The sequence below is a fragment of the Paenibacillus sp. RC73 genome (genome assembly GCF_044908085.1).
In the GTDB taxonomy this organism is placed as follows: Bacteria; Bacillota; Bacilli; order Paenibacillales; family Paenibacillaceae; genus Paenibacillus; species Paenibacillus terrae_A.
Window position 1 is genome coordinate 344,908 of the sequence record NZ_JBIYCV010000002.1, and the last position, 20,330, is coordinate 365,237.

The 20,330-nt window shown below is 38.3% G+C and carries 21 protein-coding genes, 2 pseudogenes and 1 riboswitch; of the genes and pseudogenes, 15 read left to right on the forward strand and 8 right to left on the reverse strand.

Annotation, left to right across the window (positions count from 1 at the left end):
* Positions 1–3 precede the first annotated feature (3 nt).
* Positions 4–297, reverse strand: a complete 294-nt coding sequence (locus tag ABH897_RS05095) for an MFS transporter (RefSeq protein ID WP_404518976.1) — start codon at positions 295–297, stop codon at positions 4–6.
* A gap of 411 nt (positions 298–708) precedes the next feature.
* On the opposite strand from ABH897_RS05095, the gene ABH897_RS05100 reads away from it, so the two are divergent.
* The 4 genes and pseudogenes from ABH897_RS05100 to ABH897_RS05115 all read left to right on the forward strand — a co-directional run bounded on the left by ABH897_RS05100 (position 709) and on the right by ABH897_RS05115 (position 3,882).
* Positions 709–1,632 carry a carbon-nitrogen hydrolase family protein gene (locus tag ABH897_RS05100; RefSeq protein WP_283652371.1) on the forward strand — a complete coding sequence of 308 codons (924 nt, stop codon included), beginning with the start codon at positions 709–711 and terminating at the stop codon, positions 1,630–1,632.
* 62 nt (positions 1,633–1,694) lie between these two features.
* Entirely contained in the window at positions 1,695–2,588 is an 894-nt protein-coding gene (locus tag ABH897_RS05105; protein WP_404518850.1) for an SDR family oxidoreductase, read from the forward strand.
* Positions 2,589–2,774: 186 nt separating this feature from the next.
* Positions 2,775–2,910, forward strand: a pseudogene (locus tag ABH897_RS05110) (Y-family DNA polymerase); the annotation flags it as partial.
* Positions 2,911–3,501: 591 nt separating this feature from the next.
* The gene (locus tag ABH897_RS05115; RefSeq protein ID WP_044647313.1) at positions 3,502–3,882 is read left to right on the forward strand and encodes a VOC family protein; all 381 of its coding nucleotides are present in this window, start codon (positions 3,502–3,504) and stop codon (positions 3,880–3,882) included.
* Between the two features lie 249 nt (positions 3,883–4,131).
* Here the strand turns inward: ABH897_RS05115 and ABH897_RS05120 are convergent, their stop codons facing one another.
* Together ABH897_RS05120 and ABH897_RS05125 are read right to left on the reverse strand one after the other, a co-directional pair.
* Positions 4,132–4,389, reverse strand: a complete 258-nt coding sequence (locus ABH897_RS05120) for a LysR substrate-binding domain-containing protein (protein ID WP_283652368.1) — start codon at positions 4,387–4,389, stop codon at positions 4,132–4,134.
* Positions 4,390–4,456: 67 nt separating this feature from the next.
* Positions 4,457–4,588, reverse strand: coding sequence for a LysR family transcriptional regulator (locus tag ABH897_RS05125; RefSeq protein WP_283652367.1), 132 nt, complete (start codon positions 4,586–4,588; stop codon positions 4,457–4,459).
* Positions 4,589–4,885: 297 nt separating this feature from the next.
* On the opposite strand from ABH897_RS05125, the gene ABH897_RS05130 reads away from it, so the two are divergent.
* The 3 genes from ABH897_RS05130 to ABH897_RS05140 all read left to right on the forward strand — a co-directional run bounded on the left by ABH897_RS05130 (position 4,886) and on the right by ABH897_RS05140 (position 7,298).
* Positions 4,886–5,236 carry a hypothetical protein gene (locus ABH897_RS05130; RefSeq protein ID WP_404529616.1) on the forward strand — a complete coding sequence of 117 codons (351 nt, stop codon included), beginning with the start codon at positions 4,886–4,888 and terminating at the stop codon, positions 5,234–5,236.
* Between the two features lie 241 nt (positions 5,237–5,477).
* Entirely contained in the window at positions 5,478–6,746 is a 1,269-nt protein-coding gene (locus ABH897_RS05135; RefSeq protein ID WP_404518853.1) for a DNA polymerase IV, read from the forward strand.
* A gap of 312 nt (positions 6,747–7,058) precedes the next feature.
* Positions 7,059–7,298 carry a hypothetical protein gene (locus tag ABH897_RS05140; RefSeq protein WP_404529615.1) on the forward strand — a complete coding sequence of 80 codons (240 nt, stop codon included), beginning with the start codon at positions 7,059–7,061 and terminating at the stop codon, positions 7,296–7,298.
* A gap of 327 nt (positions 7,299–7,625) precedes the next feature.
* On the opposite strand, the gene ABH897_RS05145 is transcribed toward ABH897_RS05140, so the two are convergent.
* The gene (locus ABH897_RS05145; RefSeq protein WP_283652364.1) at positions 7,626–8,519 is read right to left on the reverse strand and encodes a LysR family transcriptional regulator; all 894 of its coding nucleotides are present in this window, start codon (positions 8,517–8,519) and stop codon (positions 7,626–7,628) included.
* Positions 8,520–8,896: 377 nt separating this feature from the next.
* On the opposite strand from ABH897_RS05145, the gene ABH897_RS05150 reads away from it, so the two are divergent.
* The 4 genes from ABH897_RS05150 (at position 8,897) to ABH897_RS05165 (ending at position 14,244) form a co-directional block, all read left to right on the forward strand.
* Entirely contained in the window at positions 8,897–9,337 is a 441-nt protein-coding gene (locus ABH897_RS05150; RefSeq protein ID WP_283652363.1) for a DMT family transporter, read from the forward strand.
* 6 nt (positions 9,338–9,343) lie between these two features.
* A complete protein-coding gene (locus ABH897_RS05155; RefSeq protein WP_404518854.1) occupies positions 9,344–10,804 on the forward strand; it encodes a glycoside hydrolase family 1 protein in 1,461 nt (486 codons plus the stop codon).
* 103 nt (positions 10,805–10,907) lie between these two features.
* Positions 10,908–12,773: a beta-glucoside-specific PTS transporter subunit IIABC gene (locus tag ABH897_RS05160; RefSeq protein ID WP_404591324.1), complete on the forward strand. Its 1,866-nt coding sequence runs from the start codon at positions 10,908–10,910 to the stop codon at positions 12,771–12,773.
* A 676-nt stretch (positions 12,774–13,449) separates the two neighbouring features.
* Positions 13,450–14,244 carry an arylamine N-acetyltransferase family protein gene (locus ABH897_RS05165; protein ID WP_404591326.1) on the forward strand — a complete coding sequence of 265 codons (795 nt, stop codon included), beginning with the start codon at positions 13,450–13,452 and terminating at the stop codon, positions 14,242–14,244.
* A 462-nt stretch (positions 14,245–14,706) separates the two neighbouring features.
* Here ABH897_RS05165 and ABH897_RS05170 read toward each other — a convergent pair whose 3' ends face one another.
* From ABH897_RS05170 to ABH897_RS05180, 3 genes are all read right to left on the reverse strand, one after another.
* A complete protein-coding gene (locus ABH897_RS05170) occupies positions 14,707–15,084 on the reverse strand; it encodes an EamA family transporter (protein WP_404518859.1) in 378 nt (125 codons plus the stop codon).
* Positions 15,085–15,306: 222 nt separating this feature from the next.
* Positions 15,307–16,221 carry a dihydrodipicolinate synthase family protein gene (locus ABH897_RS05175; RefSeq protein WP_283652358.1) on the reverse strand — a complete coding sequence of 305 codons (915 nt, stop codon included), beginning with the start codon at positions 16,219–16,221 and terminating at the stop codon, positions 15,307–15,309.
* 330 nt (positions 16,222–16,551) lie between these two features.
* Positions 16,552–17,190, reverse strand: a complete 639-nt coding sequence (locus tag ABH897_RS05180) for a YczE/YyaS/YitT family protein (protein WP_404591454.1) — start codon at positions 17,188–17,190, stop codon at positions 16,552–16,554.
* A gap of 119 nt (positions 17,191–17,309) precedes the next feature.
* On the opposite strand from ABH897_RS05180, the gene ABH897_RS05185 reads away from it, so the two are divergent.
* From ABH897_RS05185 to ABH897_RS05200, 4 genes are all read left to right on the forward strand, one after another.
* Positions 17,310–17,762, forward strand: a complete 453-nt coding sequence (locus tag ABH897_RS05185; RefSeq protein ID WP_404580522.1) for a MarR family winged helix-turn-helix transcriptional regulator — start codon at positions 17,310–17,312, stop codon at positions 17,760–17,762.
* A 26-nt stretch (positions 17,763–17,788) separates the two neighbouring features.
* Positions 17,789–18,307 (forward strand): spermidine/spermine N(1)-acetyltransferase, encoded by a 519-nt coding sequence (gene paiA, locus ABH897_RS05190; RefSeq protein WP_404518862.1) that lies wholly within the window; start codon positions 17,789–17,791, stop codon positions 18,305–18,307.
* Positions 18,308–18,485: 178 nt separating this feature from the next.
* Positions 18,486–18,584: riboswitch (guanidine-I (ykkC/yxkD leader) on the forward strand.
* 96 nt (positions 18,585–18,680) lie between these two features.
* Positions 18,681–19,022 carry a DMT family transporter gene (locus ABH897_RS05195; RefSeq protein ID WP_283652354.1) on the forward strand — a complete coding sequence of 114 codons (342 nt, stop codon included), beginning with the start codon at positions 18,681–18,683 and terminating at the stop codon, positions 19,020–19,022.
* A gap of 3 nt (positions 19,023–19,025) precedes the next feature.
* The gene (locus tag ABH897_RS05200) at positions 19,026–19,340 is read left to right on the forward strand and encodes a DMT family transporter (protein WP_044647304.1); all 315 of its coding nucleotides are present in this window, start codon (positions 19,026–19,028) and stop codon (positions 19,338–19,340) included.
* Positions 19,341–19,785: 445 nt separating this feature from the next.
* On the opposite strand, the pseudogene ABH897_RS05205 reads toward ABH897_RS05200, so the two are convergent.
* Positions 19,786–20,253: pseudogene (locus ABH897_RS05205) on the reverse strand (Y-family DNA polymerase); the annotation flags it as partial.
* Between the last annotated feature and the right edge of the window lie 77 nt (positions 20,254–20,330).

Sequence of the window (20,330 nt, forward strand, 5' to 3'; positions counted from 1 at the left end):
GTTTTAGCGGAACGACTGGTTCCTTTGCCTGCTTTTCAATCCTTTGCCCCTCTCTTCTGCTTTATAGATATCTCCTACAATTGTAAAAGTAACCGGAACTACACTTCCTGCTCCTATCCCCTGAATTATCCGATATATAATTAGCGACTCCATTGAATGGGCAAACATACACCAAAAAGAACCAAGAGAAAAAAGGATGCTGCCAATCACAAAGACTGGTTTTCTTCCGTATAAATCACTTAACTTACCAAAAATCGGTGTTGATATCGTTGTGGCAAGTAAAATACCAGTTAAAATATATCCTCGCTGTTATTCCTAAATCTCTCCACCTTTTTTATTTCCACCTTCGTTTTGATTGCTTGTGTGCAAGAATTCGTGCACAAAAAAAGGTACAGGTGGCCCAATTTCGGATCGCCTGTACCACAGTTGAAATAGAATGAGTTTTGCTAATATGGAAGAACTTTCTATTTCAATTTCATCAGTTTATGGTTTGAAAATTCATTTGTCAAACTAAAAAATAAATATTTGAACACCAAAAACACTACTGCCATACAGTTGTCAGTAGTGTTTCTGTATAGTTTAGATACCTGCTGATCAAATCAGGAATGTCTCAATAATCACTGGATAAACCAACTTCATAAACATGCCTGAACCAATTTTATTTCAGTTTAACTCAAGTAGCGCAATCCATACAAAAGGAGAGTAACTATGTCTTATGAAAATATCGTTACGGTAGCAAATATTAATTTCCATGCAGAATGGGGAAATAAAACTGGGAATTTAGCTCGAATTAAAGAATATATTCAATCTGCTGCTGAACAGGGTGCTAAAATTATTCTTTTCCCGGAAATGGCACTTACCGGGTATAACATTGAGAAAGATTCCACAGCAATGCAAATTGAAAATGCGGAAACAATACCAGGTCCAGCAGCCAACGAGCTGGCTTTACTTGCTCAAAAACATAATGCATATATTATAGTGGGTATGCCAGAACGCGATGCTATAGATTCTTCTATACTTTACAATACAGCACTCGTTGTTGGCCCAGGAGGCATTGTAGGTGCTTACCGAAAAATTCATCCTGTTGGTCATGAGCTGTTGTGGGCCACAAAAGGAAACGATCCTTTGTTATTTGATACACCATGGGGACCTGTAGGTATTGGTATATGTTTCGATACCTATACATTCCCCGAAGTGGTAAGGTATTATGCCGCTCTTGGCTCTAGGTTGTATCTTAATCCGACGGCATCTGCTATAGGCTGGGAAGACAGTTATTTTACTCAACTCAAAGCACGTGTAATTGAAAATGCATTATTTATAATGAGTTCCAATCTGGTAGGATACGATTGTAATTTATCTTTTTCAGGTGAGAGTCTCATTATTGGTCCTTCGTCATCTATCTTAAGTACAGCTTATTATGCTAAACCAGCCGGATCCAGAGAAGAATTACAAGTCGCAACGCTGAATCTGTCACTCGTTGATAAATCACGTCAAATGCTAACTTTGTTTGGAGCCAATCCACTTACAGGTTCTCCAGATTGGCGACCAGAAATCTATGAAAAATGGTTGTTTAATATCCGCCAAAACTTTAATTTTTCTGCGTCTGCACCTTCATCTGTTGATATATTTTAGAGCCATCAGTCAATAAGGTAAATCATATTTTAATTTTGTTACTTTGAGGAGGATATACTAATATGAGCACACAAAAAGATACATTATTAGTCACGGGAGCAAGCGGGCATCTAGGCCGTACAGCTATAGAATGGCTGCTTGACCATTATGAAGGATCAATTATTGCATTAACACGTCACCCTGAGAAACTTTCGGATCTAGTTACGCAAGGATTAGAGGTCCGTCAAGCAGATTTTAACTATCTAGAGCAGTTAAAAGAATCCTTTGCTGGAGTACAACGGTTACTTCTTATTAGTACCGACGCTCTGGCAGTACCTGGTCAACGATTGAAACAGCATCAGGATGCGATACAGATAGCAGCCCAGAAAGGAGTAAAGCACATTGTCTATACTTCATTTCTGAATCCTGTGCCTGGCACAGCTAATACTACTGCTTCTGACCACTATGGAACGGAACAAGCCTTACACCAAAGTGGTCTCGCTTATACTATACTTCGTAATAATTTGTATGCTGATAATTTACTACCTTCTCTAGTACATGCAGTTAAAACTGGTCAATATATCAACGCTATAGACGAAGGCAAAGTTGCTTACGTCACTCGTAATGATTGTGCAATTGCAGCGGCAGTGGCATTAGCTTTTGCGAAACAGGACAAACGCACCTTGAATATTACCGGTCCAACAGCACTCTCCAGCTCCGATATAGCAGACATTTTAAATAAAATCACAGGTAAGAGCATTACGTACAACCTAATAAACATAAAACAAGTAGAAGGTATGTATGAAGCGTTTGGAGCGCCTCCGAAAGTGGCACAGGGATTAGCTTCTTTTGATACTGCAGCTGCTAAAGGAGAATATGAACAGGTTTCTCCAGCATTTGCAGAACTCACAGGGCAGGACCCTGTAAACTTAGAACAGTTCTTGGTTGAGCTCCAACCTGTTCTAATGAAGGGCTAACTCATTACATTTCATTGCAGTTAGTTCAGGCATTTTACGCCTCCTTTTTAAAATATTTTAAAGTTGTAAAATAAACAGGAAGCAGCAGCTTCTATTTTATATGGAGCTGCTCTTATCTATCGATAAATACATATATATCGATTAACCACCTTATGAACAAGAATTTATAAAATTAAGTCTTGGTAAAGAGGATCCGGAATTATTTTGGCAGCCTGTCCTATGGCAAAAAGCTTCGGAGTGTCTACAGCAAAACGGCTCGGTGAAGCTCTCAAGAAGTGTCCTGAGCTTGTGATTTGCCCGTCCCCATATGAAATATTATATTGGTGCCAAGCAGGATAGTCTCCACTTCCGCAGACTGAACATAATCCCGGGGCAGGGTCATTATATGACCGATCGATTTTGGGGGTGTATCCAATGTTTCCGGCTTGACGGGACTGTGATCCAGAGTATCAGCAAAAAAGTGTGCATATTAATATTTGTGCATAATTGTTTCTATATGTACTACATTGTAAAGATTTAATTGTGATTTTACTTTATATTACAATGTACATAATTAACATCTATAAATATTGTGAAATGTTGTATTATTTGATAAGTAATTAGAAAATGAGTCTAATAATTTTTTAAAAGTGAGGTATGGGATATAATACCTTGGGAGGGGGGGACCAGTGACTGAAACTATCAATGTTGTTCCAGTTAAGGATGGTTCTATGCATTTTATGATAAGGTAAGATGGGGATAGCTTATGTTGAGTTCTTCTAGAACAATGTTTTTAGGTGACTTCCATATTCAAGAATCTAAATATAATCTGTTATTTTTTTGTTGTACTTAATGCAGTCCAAACGAAGAGAACATTTCTTTGTAATAAAAGATACTGGAGAAGCCACCCATCTTTAAAATAGGAGGAGAAATAATGATAAAACGGCTTGATCATCTCGTTTTAACTGTTAGAAAAATTGAAGAATCCGTACATTTTTATACCCATGTTTTGGGTATGAAGGAGGAAACGTTCGGTTTAAATCGTAAAGCATTGCGTTTTGGCGATCAAAAAATAAATTTACATGAAGCTGGAAAAGAATTCGAACCCAAAGCCCAAAACCCGGTGTCCGGGTCTGCTGATTTGTGTTTCATTACCGATAAAAACATCGAAGAGATTGTGAATCATCTAGACACCATTGGAGTGAATATTGAGGAGGGACCCGTAACCAGAACAGGCGCGCTAGGTCCTATTGTATCCGTTTATATTAGAGATCCGGATCAAAATCTTATTGAAATATCTCAGTATTTAGTGTGATTTTACATGTTGTGACCAAACCGCACCCTATTTCCCACAAGTTATAGTGAGTTCTATTCACTTCAATTCCAAAATATCAGGTCGTAGTAACTGGTTCATTAAAGAGGAGACAGGTTTCCCATGCTTTTAATTTTATTTGCGTATCAGATGCATCCCAAATACGGTTAATCCTAGCATCCAATAGAGATGAATTTTATAATCAGCCCGCTGCTCTAATCTTTTCATCTTGTTCCCAGTTGTAAAATTTCCCTAAGAAAATTTGGCTATAATAAAATTTTTAAAACTCCCAGCAGCGGGCGGTAAATATCTCTCAATCCTCCATGCTAATCCTATGGATCGGTGGCATTCTGGGACATTTAGGCGGACTTGGACAACCTTATGGGTGTCCAGTCCCTGTAAGTCTGGAAGCAACGATACGCCAAGGCCTGAGCCCACCAGTCCCGCAACGGTTGCGACCTCTTCGCCTTCAAAGGTGATGTGAGGTTGGATTCCGTGTTCTTGAAACATCAGATCCGTGGTTTGACGGAGAGCGTATCCTTTTTTAACAAAATAAGGGATTCATTAGCTAATTCGTTCAAACCAATGAAATGAGCTTGGAGATTGATCGGCTTAATGCTGGCTGGGAAAGGTTCAGTACCTCTGAAGCTCGCGTAACATGCTGTATGTCAGCCAAGACCTGAAAATATTTTAATTGTTGAATTTCCATACGTGTCCTCCTGAATTCATTTCACATTATTCATTACTGAAATGCATCGAAAGCATACTTATCATAAATTATACTTCTGTCATCGTTGATGATACCATAAGATTATCAGGTTGAGTCGATATGATGTGGAGGGTTTACAATGCACTATCTTAACGCCGTAATTCTGATAAGTCTAGCTGGATCGCGACTGAACTTATCACTAGACCAGAGAGTCCTTTCCACAATATTGGCAGCATAATAGGTAAACGCACTCGCGGACGTCACATTACTCTCCAAAATCTGTATCGAACTACTCAATTGTTATTTAAGGAACAAAAGTTAATAGGGACGAGCAACGAAGAGAGATACCAAGTTGCATTAAACTATTATCGATCAATTAAAGATACATTCTCCAAGGAATGGATTGACTACGGGGAGTACCGTATCACTCATATTGTTTGTCTAGATGCTCTTTCTATTGCGGGGTCCAAGCTTCTAACAATGTGCATAAATGAGCGTGATAGAATCGATTATAATATGATGCATAAGAGAGTAAAGAAGCTCAGTACAATGAATTGGTCATCTGACGGTCCTTTAAAATATGTAAAAGGTGTGAGTGGATCTAAATCTTTAGCAGCAGATTTAATCGATATGATGCTTTTGGCGTAATTGTTTTTATATCCCTAAACATCTTAGATAGACTTAAGCTCTTTATTAGTAATATATTTTTTATAAAAGGCAGGATGCTTAGCACATGATATAAGTAACAAAAATAGTGGAGATAGCTCTTTAATTGCTGTCTCCACTATTTTTTTAATTCCAGTATTTACTTTGTATATAGAACGTATGTTTGGTATATAATTGACTTGTGAATGTATGTTCTTATTCATTTGCTTTTTGGAGGTGCAACATGATTAAAAAAGATAAGAGAACAATTTTTTTAGCAGATTGTCAAAGTTTTTACGCTAGCGTGGAAAAAGCTTCTCACCCAGAATATAGAAATAAACCACTTGTGGTAGCTGGCGATCCTTCACGTAGGTCGGGAATCATTTTAGCGGCGTGCCCCATTGCAAAAAGTTTTGGTGTAACTACAGCAGAGCGTCTGGGAGAAGCTGTGAAAAAGTGTCCTAAACTTGTTATCGTACGACCACGGATGAAATACTATATTGATGTTTCTTTAGCAATCACGAATATATACAAGGAGTATACTGATCTTGTAGAAGTGTTTAGTATTGATGAACAGTTCTTGGATATTTCTGGTAGTGTAAGAACGTTTGGTGATTCATTAGTTATTGCAAAAGACATTCAGCAAAATGTTCTTTTACAAACTGGAGTTTGGGTTCGAATAGGAAGCAGCTTCAATAAGATACTTGCAAAAATTGCAACTGACATTTGGGCCAAGAAGAACAAAAGCGGGATTTTCACACTATCCAGAGCAGAAGTTGAACATTTATTGTGGCCACAGCCGGTCAGCAAAATGTTTGGAGTGGGATCGCGGATGACAGCACATTTTGCACGGCTTGGCATAACAACTATTGGAGATATAGGCAGAATGACTTTGCCAGAACTTAAGACGAAACTCCGCAGTCATTTTGGAAAACAGTCGGACATCCAGGCTGAGATTATGTGGAGAACTGCTAACGGTTTGGACGATAGTCCTGTTATCCCATCTACGCTCGATTCCCCGCAAAAGTCGATAAGCCATGCAATGACCCTGCCCAAGGATTATTCGAACAAGAATGAGATTGAAACGATTTTGCTTGAACTCACCGAAGAGGTTTGTCGAGACAGCCGTCGTAAAGGGTATATGGGTTCTGTTGTGACTGTCAGTTGTATATGCAGTCCATATGAAGCCCCTACTGGATTTTCCAGGCAAATGAAGCTTACTGACCCGACTAACAATACGAATAAAGTGTACGATGCAGCAAAAAAAATATTTTATAATTTTTGGAATGGCATGCCGATACGACGCCTAGGTGTCACTTTAAGTGAACTGGTTGACGATCAAACATATCAACTCTCCTTCTTTGAAGATCAGGAGCGTACACGTTCCCTGGAAAAAGCAACAGATAGCATTAAAGAACGCTATGGTAGTGCAGCTATTGTAAGAGCTTCCTCTTTGACCAACGCCGGTCAGGCGCTGGAAAGGTCCCTAAAAATCGGGGGGCATTATAAATAAACAGTTCGCAGATAAGGAAAATAAAACTAATCATCTAGCACTATGCATTTAGAATGCTCCTTTAAGATAGTACCATAAATCAATAATACAAAAATAATTATGCTTTCCATTGCTAAAGGAATATAATGTATAAAGTATGTCAAATTTACGATGAGGGTGTAGAAAATAAATGAAAAGAACACTGCGTAATCTTTCCCAACATCTTAGTCGAAGCTTTACTAGTGCAAGAAAAAAATTATCAAGAGTATCTTTATTTGAATGATATGCCTGTTAGCAAGAAGAAAGAAGACAAATTCCAATTTGATCAGTTTCATGCTCACTATACCGACCATCCAGTTGTCACAGGAGCAGACGGACTTCATTCTGGAGCGGTTGAAGCGAGGTTCGCTGGACCTCGGCTACGTTTATCTGCTTGTAAAGGACGAAGACATAGAGATTGTAGCTCGTATACTTCGCCTTATTGCGTGGTTGTTGGAGAAATCTCGTATTCGATCTCATCCTGAATATTCATACCGAGCTTTGTTCGGTGCGTATCTGGAAGCTGTGAAATAGATCTTTGCACGCAGTGGATGCCTCAATCCGAATTCTCCCCACTTCTTCGGACAAGAACTTGTTCTCCTTTGCCGTAAAGGACATACACATGATCCTTTTACAGATCGGATACCTCATTCACTAAATGGGTGGATGGACAGAGGCAGAAAATGATAGAAGCATATTTCAAGATATTCTGAAAAGTCATTTCGAATTTAAAAAATTGCTTGATTATTGAACAAAAAATTTGTTATAGAGGAACGATGGCTCTATTAGATCGTATTCTAGTTACTGTAGTTAAGATTCTAGATGCATATAGAAAAAAGGAAGCTCTTTATATAATTAAATTTATCCTGTACTACTTTGAAAAAGCTCAATAAACCTTTGAGTTGCTGAAGAAAGGGGCAAATCTTTTTTGATAGCAATACTTAGAAACCTTTTAGGTATGGTTTCTTGGATTGGTACTTTGAATAGCTGTTGTTGATCCAAATCGCTGCGAACAAAATCCTCGATTACACATGATATGCCCAAACCTTTTTTAGCAAACTCAATTAACAGTTCCATGGTACTCAGCTCTACTTTAGGTATTACTTTTAAGCCATATGAAGTGAAAAAGTTGTCAATGTACTTTCTTGTATTAAGTCCTTTCTGCATTAGAATGATCGGGTAATTTACTACTAGTTCTTTTAAGAATATTGGTTTATCACATATTTCTTTAAATCTCTCACCTACTACAAAACAATCTTGTATTTCTATTTTTCCAATCACCGTCAGAGAATCTCTGCTTCCGTTCAGATTGATGATTCCTATGTCAACTTCGCCTGACTCTAGCTGCTTAATTGTAGAATGAGTAGATTGATCTTTGATATAAATCTCGATATTAGGGTAAGCCAAGGAGAATCTTTCTAGGTATTGCATCAAGAAGTTACTACAAGCTGTTGTGCTTACGGCTATTCTTAGTTGGCCAGCATCTAAATTCCTTAATTCCGAAAATTTTCTTTCAGCCGCCTGTAATAACTCATAGCTTTGTTCTACATATTGAAATAATACCTCTCCTTCTACAGTAAGGGACACTCCTTGTGCTCTTCTATGAAACAACTGTCCACCTAGCTTATTTTCAAGTAATTTTATGGACTGACTAACTGCCGATTGTGATGTAAACAGTTCTTTTGCCGCATTAGACATACTTCCAGCTTTTACTGTGATATAGAAGATCTTATAGAGCTCATAATTAATATCCATATAAGTAATTAGTATACCTCCTATATTTATTATTAATTTTACTTATTATACTGCGTGAATTATACTCGGGTTGTCAATGATTAATCGATAAATTGAGAAGGTGATCAATCTAGTATTCCCATATTTAAGATAAATTATTGAATCATCTGTAGGGGATATTCAATCTTCAGAATTTGAGAGGGGATAATACTGAATGTTTCTGATTTCTATTCCATTGCTCTCTAAATAGTAGGTGGGATTACTTTTGCAATGGACACACTTGAAACCGTTCTTTTGGTATTTTCTCGTGGTTCTAAAATCGGATAAACGATTTAATGAAGCACTTCGTTCAATTTCCGATTGGCTAATCGATCAAAGCAAGAGAAAGGGGAACATACGTGGCTATCGTATTCATAATTTTCGCATTATTGGCAGGAATGGCCTTACCTACGCAATTTAGTGTTAATGCGCAGCTAAGGACGGTGGTGGGATCACCTATTGTTGCTTCGGCCATTTCTTTTACAGTAGGTGCCATCTCATTAATAATCATATCTTTTTTTGTAAAAGGATCGTTGTTCAAAAAAGAATGGTTTGAAGCTCCCTGGTGGATGTGGACAGGAGGACTACTGGGTGCTTTCTATGTATTGGCGACAACCATTCTCATGCCCAGAATAGGAGTAGCAGCTACGGTTGGATACGTTTTAGCTGGACAAATAATCGTGTCGGTGATCATTGATCATTTTGGATTAATTGGTGCTAGTATGCACACTTTGAATATTCCTCGATTATTGGGAGCTCTTTTGGTTATTGCAGGAGTCTTTATCGTACAAAAATTTTAAATACGCTTGGGGGAATCGTACATGAGCAAAATAAGAAAAGACTTTCTGTGGGGAGGAGCTATTGCTGCTAACCAAGCAGAAGGTGCACATCGCAGGGATGAAAGAGGTTTAAGTACCGCTGATATTCAGCCGTTTATTCCAGGGGCTGCTCCTACTGATCTACATTTTAATAATATGGATTCAGAAACATATGAAAAATACAAACATGGGACATACTATTTCCCTAAGCGCCAAGGAGTACATTTCTACGAACGATACCGTGAGTATATCGATGCGTTAGCGGACATGCATGTAAAAACATTGCGGTTGTCCATCTCATGGAGCAGGATTTTTCCGAATGGGGATGATACCGGCCCAAACGAGCAGGGCTTGGCCTTTTATGATCGACTATTTAGGTACATGAAAGAAAAAAATATTGAGCCGATCGTCACCATTTTCCATTATGAAATGCCTTTGAATCTGGTTGAGCAATATGGCGGTTGGACGAACCGGAAATTAATCGATTATTTCGTAAAGTATGGACAAACCGTACTGCAAAGATATCATCAAACCGTTAAATATTGGATTATTATCAATCAGATTAATCTTGTGCACAAAGAGGCGTTTGCTTCCCTAGGCATATTGAAAGATAAAGTTGACCATTACGAGCAGGCCCAGTTTCAAGCGGTTCATCACCAATTCGTTGCTTCTGCAAAGATTACTGAGTTTGGCCACAAGCTAAACCCATCCCTTCAAATGGGAATGATGTTGGCTGATACATTAACCGCCCCTTATTCATGTGAACCTGCAGATGCCGAACTGAATTTCAGACGGAATCGAATGCAATATTTCTACAGTGATGTTCTGATTCGAGGAGAGTATCCAGAATATGCATTGACGTATTTCGAAGACCATGGCATCCGGTTGGAAATTACTGAATCGGAGAAAGAACTGCTTCGGAACAATACAGCCGACTTCCTTGCAGTCTCATATTACTGGTCCAATACCGTTAAAGCTAGCGAGAATACGATGGACCCTAATTCTACCGTCAAAAATCCCCATTTGAAAGCGAATCGCTGGGGCTGGTCCATTAATGCTTCAGGATTATATCTCTGCATGTCCAAGTATTGGGACAGGTATCATGTTCCCATGATGGTGGCTGAGAATGGTCTTGGTTTTAAAGATGTTTTAACAGAGGACAACAAAGTTCATGACGATTATCGTATCGAATACCACCAGGAACATATTGCTGCGCTGAAAGAGGCAATACGTGAAGGGGCAGATGTTTTTGCCTACTGCAGTTGGGCCCCTTTTGACATCATCAGTGCAGGTACTGCAGAAATGAGCAAAAGATATGGCTTTATTTATGTGGACTATGATGATGAAGGTAAAGGAACTGGGCAATTCCATTATAAAGATAGCTTTTACTGGTATAAGCAAGTCATTGATACAAACGGCGAGAATCTTCATGTAATCACCAGCGATTAAGATGAGAACTGACTAGTTGAATAAGGCATCCCTGGATCATTTATCGTACCAGTTAACGGTATCTGGAGGAATGATCCGGGCACTTAAAATGGGGGGGATAACAATGAGTTATCAAAAATTGGCAAAGGATATTCTGGATGGTGTAGGAGGTAAAGAGAACGTCAATGCGGTTTGGCATTGTGCCACAAGACTGCGTTTCAAATTAAATGATGCCAGTGCTGCCAACACCAAAAAGATTGAAAACACAGATGGAGTCATTACTGTTGTCAATAGTGCTGGACAGTATCAGGTAGTTGTCGGTAATTCTGTATCTCAAGTCTACGATGAACTAACTTCATTACCTGGAATGGCAGTACATGTGTCTGCCAACGCTGAAAGCGCTTCAGAAAAAAGAACTGGGAAATTCAATCCTGTCAGTCAATTAATGGATTTTGTTTCGGCCGTATTCACTCCTTTCCTGGGAGCTTTGGCTGGAGCCGGAATTTTAAAAGGTATTCTGGCTTTATTTACAACAATGAACTGGATATCGATCGACAGTGGTGCGTATAAAGTATGGAATGCAGCAAGTGATGCAATTTTCTACTTCTTGCCGATTTTCTTGGCATTTACTGCGGCCAAGAAGCTGAAAGTCAATCAATTCGTAGCCGTTTCGTTAGCTGGTGCACTCATTCATCCGTCTTTAGTAGAGATCGTATCCAATTCACAAACGATTGATTTCTTTGGCATACCGATCATACCAATTACGTATACGTCGTCTGTGTTTCCGATTCTGTTGTCGATCTGGGGCCTCTCTTACTTGGAACCTTTGTTGAACAAATTCTTTCCGGAATCGATTCGTAATATGTTAACCCCTCTGTTTTCGCTAGTGATCATGTTGCCTCTAACTTTGGCTGCTATCGGCCCTATAGGCACAAAGATCAGTGACCTGTTCGCCATGGTATTGTTGGCAATCTACGGGTTCTCCCCATTACTTACTGGGTTGGTTTTAGGAGCGTTCCATCAGTCGATCGTCATTTTTGGAGTCCATTGGGCGCTGATTACGCTGATGATAAACAATGTCGCTAATCAAGGATACGACCAATGGTTGCCAATTGTATGTGCAGCTGTACTTTCTCAAGCAGGTGCTGCTCTTGGCGTATTTTTGAAAAGCAAGGACGCCAAAATCAAAGGCCTATCGGGTTCCGCAGCGATCACAGCCATATTTGGAATCACTGAACCGGCAATTTACGGCGTAACCCTTAAGTTAAAGCGTCCATTCTACTGTGCAATGATTGCCGCCGGTATTGGAGGCGCTGTCATTGGATCATTTGAAGTACACGCATCCACATTTACATTTCCTAGCTTGTTGGCTATTCCAACTTATTTAGGCCAAGGTTTCATTGGAGAAGTCATCGGATTGATTATTGCATTCTTTGGAGCCGTCATTTTAACCTATTTCTTCGGTGTATCTAATAAGACTGGGACGAATTCCATAAGCGTTCAAGCAAATCCAAATGACGTTGTGGTACCTGTGGATGGCCAAATTGTTCCTTTAAGCAGTGTGAGCGATGAAGTGTTTGCGTCTGAAGCGATGGGTAAAGGAGCAGGGATTGTTCCAATAAGCGGAATTGTTACAGCTCCGGTAAACGGAACGGTAAGCAGCGTGTACAAAACCGGGCATGCGATTGGCATTGTATCTGATTCCGGTGTAGAACTTTTGATCCATATCGGTATTAATACTGTGAAATTAAAGGGACAACACTTTAAACCATTGGTTAAGGAAAATGAGAGAATTACGATTGGAGACAAATTAGTTGAGTTTGACTTGGAGCAAATCAAGGCTGCAGGTTATGATCCTACGGTAATGGTTATTGTTACGAATTCATCTAATTATGATCAAGTGCATGTGAATCTGGAGGATCCAAATTCAAAACAGTTATTACATGTGATTCCTGCAGAACCTGGGGTTTCATCTTCAAATTTGGTTTAACACAGGACAGCATGGATTTGATCTTGGAAGTAAATTGAAAAAAACGTATAACAACCAGCTATAGCTACTATAGTTGGTTGTTTTTCTAGTAGATAGTTCTGTTGCTAACGAAGAAAAGGATTGAGATATTACGAATGCCTGGGTAGTTCAGCAAAGTATTGGACAATAAAGTCTCGAAATAGCCTTATCGACTTCGAGAGGTAATGAGTCTGCTTCCAGGACAATGTAATTCAAAGCCTCTTGAAACACGTTGATCCAGAACAAAAAGCAAACCCACAATTGTAACAGGCCTTGTGGGAACAGGGAAATCAATCAAACTGGAACTTTTCATCTGTAAATGAACAGCGTGCCAACAATGTAGGAGACATGCCTCAATGCTGTGGTAGAGCCCGGTTTACACCTTTAACCGGAGTGGATAAACCAGGTCGCGAACGCACCTCTACTTGTTGATGCACAAGACATATGGGAGAACTAAATCAACACTTGTTTGGCTGGTATCGTATCCGTTAATAGTATTTTCTTTAACCGACCACGAATGAAGTTTTAATTCCGTACGATATCCAACACATCTCTTTGCTAGCAAATGATAGACTCAATGTCTACATTTCCCCCCGGAAGAGGTGTCTTGCTTTGAAATGCACTGGTTTCGATACTAATTATGGAGGAATGAACCAATATGTTAAACCTAAATAAATTATTGTGTACTAGATTAGGAATAAGTTGGGACAATAAATTAGAACTTGAAGATTTAAATACTATTATTGAAAAAACAGCAAAAACAATTCCATTTGAGAATTTAAGTATTATAAACAGTTCGTCGAGTGAAATAACACCTGAAAATCTATTAAAAAAAATAATCGAACGCAATGAAGGTGGACTTTGCTATGAATTAAATTCATTATTTTATTTCTTTTTAAGTGAAAATGGGTATAATGCAAAGCTAATTCGCTGTATGAGGTACGACTATACTAATCGAAGCTGGAGTGCGATAGGAAAAACACATGTTGCTATTATAATCAATCATAACGATAAGTTGTACCTCGTCGATGTTGGGTTTGGAGGGTATTCACCATTAAAGATTGTTCCTTTAAATGGAGATAAGGTGACTTCTGAAAATGGGGAATTCAAAGTAATAAATGTAAGCAGTGGGTATGGGGATTTTATTTTTTGTATGAAAATGAGGTACAAGGATACTGATTGGAAGATTGGTTATGCTTTTGATTCCAAAAACGCCATACAGGATATAACTGAGTTAAATGAAGTTCAAAAGCTCACCGTTGAACATCTTGGATCGAACTTTAATAAGAGACCGATAGTCACTAAATTCACCGATAACGGAAACTTAACATTAACAGATACTTCGTTCACTGAATGGGTGAATGGAGAAATGAAAAAAACAGAGATAATAGATAAAGAAATGTTTTGTAGTATTGCAAAACACCATTTCGGCTTGTTTAACTCCTGCTTCTAAGAAATCCACGGATTGGATTAGATGACAAATAGCACGTAATAATGCTACTAGCTGCCATGGTTACGCGTGTTATGGATATACTGACTCGGTTCGTCAATTGATCAGTGGCTAGACTGAATACAGGTAGCAAGCTTTCTCGGTTGAGCACAAATGTATGTAGTTTGAAAAACCATAGAGGAGTACTAGTCAGAGGGAATAGAGCTTCATTGAATGAAAAATATGCTGGGTTTCGATGTGATTTGCCTGCGTAGCAAATACAATAGCAAGCTTTTAGAAACTGTAATTTAGGTTGATTACGCACATTATATATTAAGGGAAGAGTACAAGATGGATTAACTCCATTTTATGCTCCGAATTGTTTTGCTTCATTAAAAGTTATATCTGTTGAAGAAGGATCTTGTCTAATCTTAATTACAAAGTATGCTCCAGCAAATAATATGCTACTTGTCATGAACATAATTGTCAAAACAGGAAAAATAGATACTCCGTAAAGTAAAGCTTGTTTTGAGGAAAGGTCTGTGAAGCTATAAAACAAGATGGCCAGTATGCCCCATTGCCAGCCTTGATACTGTCTACTTGCAGATCTCGCTGGTATCTAACGACGATAAGAGAGAGGATAATGATGCAGAATCCGACTAGCTGCACTAAAGTAAGCGTCTTTTGCCAAAGCAAAGCAGCTAGCAGGACAACAAGCATAGGCGTTAGTCCCGAAAAAAATGCTATGACTGAAGCTCTACCAACAGCATAACCTTTGTATAAGAACGTATTGGCCATAAAAGAAAAAATACCCATTAATAAGCCGAGCCAGGCCTTGTAACTCCAAGTTTGATTTGCGTACATTATTCATAATTAATGCCAGGATTGTACTGGATACATACACCCCAACAAACAACAGATTCCGATCAATAGACCGTTGAGACGTCCATTGATAGAAGATACCATGTAAGCCAAAGAAAAAAGCAGCGCCAATTGCAAATGTGAACCACATCTGTTGTTCCTCCAACACTCATAAAGAAAAATTTCACAGCAAACGTGCTTAGTAGTCTCCCCTTCGAAAAGGTATTAGCCGAATGGGGAACAGGATGTTTCTGTAGTCTGAATATCCTTTAGTATGAATTCCAAGTGTTCTCTAGCTGATTGATTCAATGGTTGTAAGGGTAAAGGAAGACTGGGACTTGAGATCAAGCCACTTATTTCTGCTGCTGCTGAAATAACACGAAGGCTACCATATTGATGAAATAACGTCCAAATCGGTTCAAGTAGTGCCGAGAGTCGTTTCGCTTCGTCAGCAAAACCGGCCTGGGCCAAACGGGTCATTTTTAGGCACACATTTGGAAACAAACCACCGAGAACTGAGTACCATGCTTCACAGCCTGCATTCAAGCCAGTGACTGCAAATGAATCTCCACTTACTCCTATAGTTACATGGGGAGGAATGGCCGTTCGCAGTTTTCTAATGCGTGTCTTGGCTGCTTCAGGATCAGAAGGTACTCCAGGAATCTTGATAGAACTAACGTTAGGTAGCTCAGCAATTCGACCGTGCAACTCATCGCTGAAATGAAAATGTGAGGTACTCGGATTATCATATACACAAAGTGGAATGGAGAGTGAATTCGTCACCTGTTCATAGAGTAAAAATACTTCGTCATTAGTTAGTGTTTGATAGGAGATAGGGGCTAGCAGCACTGCGCTTGCTCCTGCTCTTTGTGCATCTTCCGCTAATCGAAGTACTTCAGAAGTACGAATCGCACTTATGCTTGTCATCACGGGAATCCCCTCAGCTGAATGGACAGCAAGTCGAAGAACACGTAAACGTTCTTCTCGATTAAGATATGCATAATTTCCAGTTGAACCCAATGCACCAATTGAGTCTACACCAGCTGCAACTAATTGTTGAATCAGTGTTACAAATGCTTTTTCGTTAATACCTGTCTCGTTAACTGGGGTGAGTGGAAAAGCAGATAATCCACAGAACATAATGCTACACTCCTTTATTAATTGACCTTCAAAATACAAACACATTATAAAAATGAATTAGACACAATTAAAGTACCAATTGAGAGACAAATAACAGTACCAATTCTTCTAGAGAAACTTAAGATCGAAACAAAGAAATATGAGCATCAAGCTTCAGTGTCAACTTGGAAAAAAATGAGGTTCAATACGTAAGAAATTTCTCGGCCGTAGGTCTGGAACTAAGTACAAAATACAATTCTGTATCGAAATCAACGGATGTTATTACAATGAACATAGTTCTTTGGTAGTTCAACTAACGGATCAGGTTAGTTGAACAAGAAAGAAAGCATTCTATATAGAATGCTTTTTATCTTTCTCATAATTTGGTGATGTACCAGAGTGTGTTAATATGCGGTTAAGTACCTTTTCAGTAAATGGCATAAAGTAATTGAGTATTAGCCCCCCTAAACAAACGGTTAACAAAGTTCCAATGCCAATGGGTCCATTTAAAATTACTGCTATTATCAAGAATATGAGGTAGATGAATGTTCTCGAAAAAAATAGATTTGTTCTAGTTAATTCTTGTATGATTAATGTTAATCGGTCAACTGGAATCGGCGCAAAATTTGTCTGTAAATATGTTGCAGTTCCTAATCCTACAACAACTAAACCAATTCCAAAACAAACAACTTTGCTGTACCATAGTTCAGGTGTTATCAAATTTTGCAATAAAAAAAGCCACATATCAATACCAATACCCGTTATAAATGCTGTTAACAACCCTAAAAATTCTGGTCTTTGTCTTTTTAAAAGTGAATTACAACATATCAATATTATAGCTATTATTATTTCCCAACTTCCCACAGTAAGCCCCACATTTATGGACAGTCCTACCAAAAGTGCATCAAAGGGTGAAGTCCCAAGGTCTGATTGTATAGTGAACGAAATTCCAAGGGATAATATAAAAATTCCTAATACAAAAAAACATATTTCACTGTACTCGACCTCTTTATCATAATTTCATGTTGCAAATGCAACAAAATTAGGGTAAATTTAATATATACCATTTTTATTGCGTTTGCAACAAAATAGGTGCAAAGGAGTTAATTATGAAGGAAGTACTTCGTGAAATTGGAATGATAGCAAGGGCATTAGATTCTATAAGTAATATAGAATTTAAAGAATATGACCTTACAAAAGGGCAGTATTTGTACATTGTGCGAATATGTGAAAACCCCGGAATCATTCAAGAAAAGTTAGCTGAGATGATAAAGGTAGATCGAACAACAGCATCTCGTGCTATAAAAAAACTTGAAATTAATGGCTTTATTGAAAAGAAAGAAGATACACATAACAAAAAAATTAAAAAACTCTTTCCAACTGAGAAAGGGAACAATGTTTATCCATTTATAAAAAGAGAAAATGATCATTCCAATAACGTTGCATTAGAGGGATTTTCGGAAAGAGAAGTAGAAACCATTTTCATTCTTCTTCAAAGAGTAAGAGAAAATATAGGGGATGACTGGGAATTTGTGAAAAAGGGGAACAAGAGAAATTATTGATTTATAAGAAGGAGCGATGCATTAAAATGACTGTAAAAATAATAAAGTGCAGCCGTGAAGATTTACAAATACTCCAAGAAATAAGTATTGAAACATTCAACGATACATTTAAAGATCAGAATTCACCTGAAAATATGCAAACCTATCTGGAAAGAGCATTTAACTCTAAACAGTTGGATAAGGAATTGTCCAATGTCTCTTCAGAAATCTTTTTCATCTGTTTCAATGAAGAACTTGCTGGATATTTAAAGGTAAATATGAATGAGGCCCAATCCGAAAAAATGGGTGATGAGTCACTCGAAATTGAGAGGATTTATATAAAAAACAAATATCAAAAACATGGGCTTGGTAAATATCTGCTAAATAAAGCTATGGAAATTGCAATGGAACAAAATAAAAAGAAAATCTGGCTCGGTGTATGGGAAAAAAATGAAAACGCTATTGCTTTTTATAAGAAGATGGGGTTTGTTCAAACGGGTGCACACTCTTTTTATATGGGTGATGAAGAGCAAATTGATTTCATAATGACCAAAACAATGATATAGGTTTAGTAAATGCATCTTTCCAGTAATAAAACTGTGATATTGAGCAAGGGTTCGGGACTACTCCTTTTTAACATTCGACAGCTTACTTAGCAAGTACTACCTGATAATATCCGAATCTTTATTATTTTATATTGTAATTTGTTTACTTATGTGTATAATATTATCCATAATTGAATTCAAAAATGTTTTCTAGGGTTCCGCGATATAATATCGGCTGGTCCGAGAGAAAACTCACAGTCGTCGTACTGTGTCACGGAGGGATAAAAGCCTGGGAGAAAAACTGCTGTATGCAGTATGATCTCAGGCTTTTTTTCAATTGCTGCTTTAAACCCATACTACATTTGCAGCGTTATCAAAAAGGAGGAAGCACAGAATGAACAAGACATGGTTATCTGTTGTAATTGCGGCATTATTTGAAGTCGGATGGGTTATCGGCCTGAAACATGCTAGTGGATGGTTAGAGTGGGGAGGGACTTTAGTCGCCATTTTTGTAAGTTTCATACTCATGATTATGGCTTCCCGTACGCTTCCAGTAGGAACAGTATATGCAGTGTTTGTCGGTTTGGGAACGGCTGGTACTGTATTGGCAGATATTTTGTTGTTTGGTGCTGAAGTACAGGGATCTAAATTGATGTTGATCGGGCTACTTCTGTTCGGAGTTGTAGGACTCAAAATACAGAGCAAAGAGAAGAAACAAGGAAAAGAGGTGCACTGACGTATGAACTGGGTATTACTAATTTTGGCAGGCGTATTTGAGATGATTGGAGTTCTCATGATTAATAAGCTCCATAAAGACCGGAATTTCCTGTCCATTTTCTACTTGCTTGGAGGCTTTGGATTGAGCTTTTTCTTTCTTAACCTGGCCATGGAAGCACTACCAATGGGAACAGCCTATGCCGTCTGGACCGGTATTGGAGCTTCGGGCGGGGCCATATTGGGTATGATCTTTTATGGTGAACCACGTAATACTGCGAGAATTTTGTTCATTGCGATGGTACTTGGTTCAGCAGTTGGTCTAAAGCTGGTAAGCTGAATAATGATGGTATTAGATAAATTCGTTATTTTAGAATAGCAGCAAACTATCTGAATGCTTATGGACTATAACGACATGGTTTGCTGTATGGTTGCTAGAAACCACTTTAGATCCTTCTGGAATAGGATACTGATTTGAATTTCAACAGACTTAAAAAATGGATCTATACTCCTTATCTAACAGTTTAATAAACATAAAGACCTCTACAATATTTAGAAATTAGAGGTAAAGTTAGTGAATTGTTATCAGACATGTTAGCCCTCATTCTAGGACCAGTCGAATACTTTATTTTCCTAGTCTATAACTTAATCTTTTAATCTAAAACTTTTTCAGAAGACAATAAACAAAGCAATTGAATACTGTACATCACTTTTATTCGTTAAATATCTTGTTCCTACAGGATTCTATAATTATGTACAAGAAATTTAGTTTGTCTAAATACCATTTTAGCGAGCATTTTATTGGAACTGATGCCGATGCGAATCCATACCCCTGTCTGTGCCATTACTTTTTGTTGAATTTCACTTGCGATACTCACTGGATCTCCGAACAGGGAGAGGCTTCCGGTTATGTCTAAAAACTGCTCATCAATACTGAAAACCTCAACCAAATCCGTATACTCGTTATAAATTTCTGTTATTTTTAATGAGACGTCGATATAATGCTGCATGCGCGGGCATACAATGGTAAGGTCAGGACATTTTTTTATCGCTTCCCCCAAACGCTCTGCTGTAGATATAGCGTATTTTTTAGCAAGTGGACACGCAGCCAAGATAATGCCTGAACGCAGCGAAGGGTCACCAGCAACAACTAGCGGCTTATGGTGGTATTCGGGATTGTCGGCCTTTCCAATGCTGGTATAAAAGCTTTGGCAGTCTGCTAAAAATATAGTTTTTTTTCCGCGTTTGTTCAATGTTACAACCTCCTCTCCAGATGTATGCTGATCGTCTTTCCAAAATATTCTTGAATGTAAATTCATATAGTAGTATT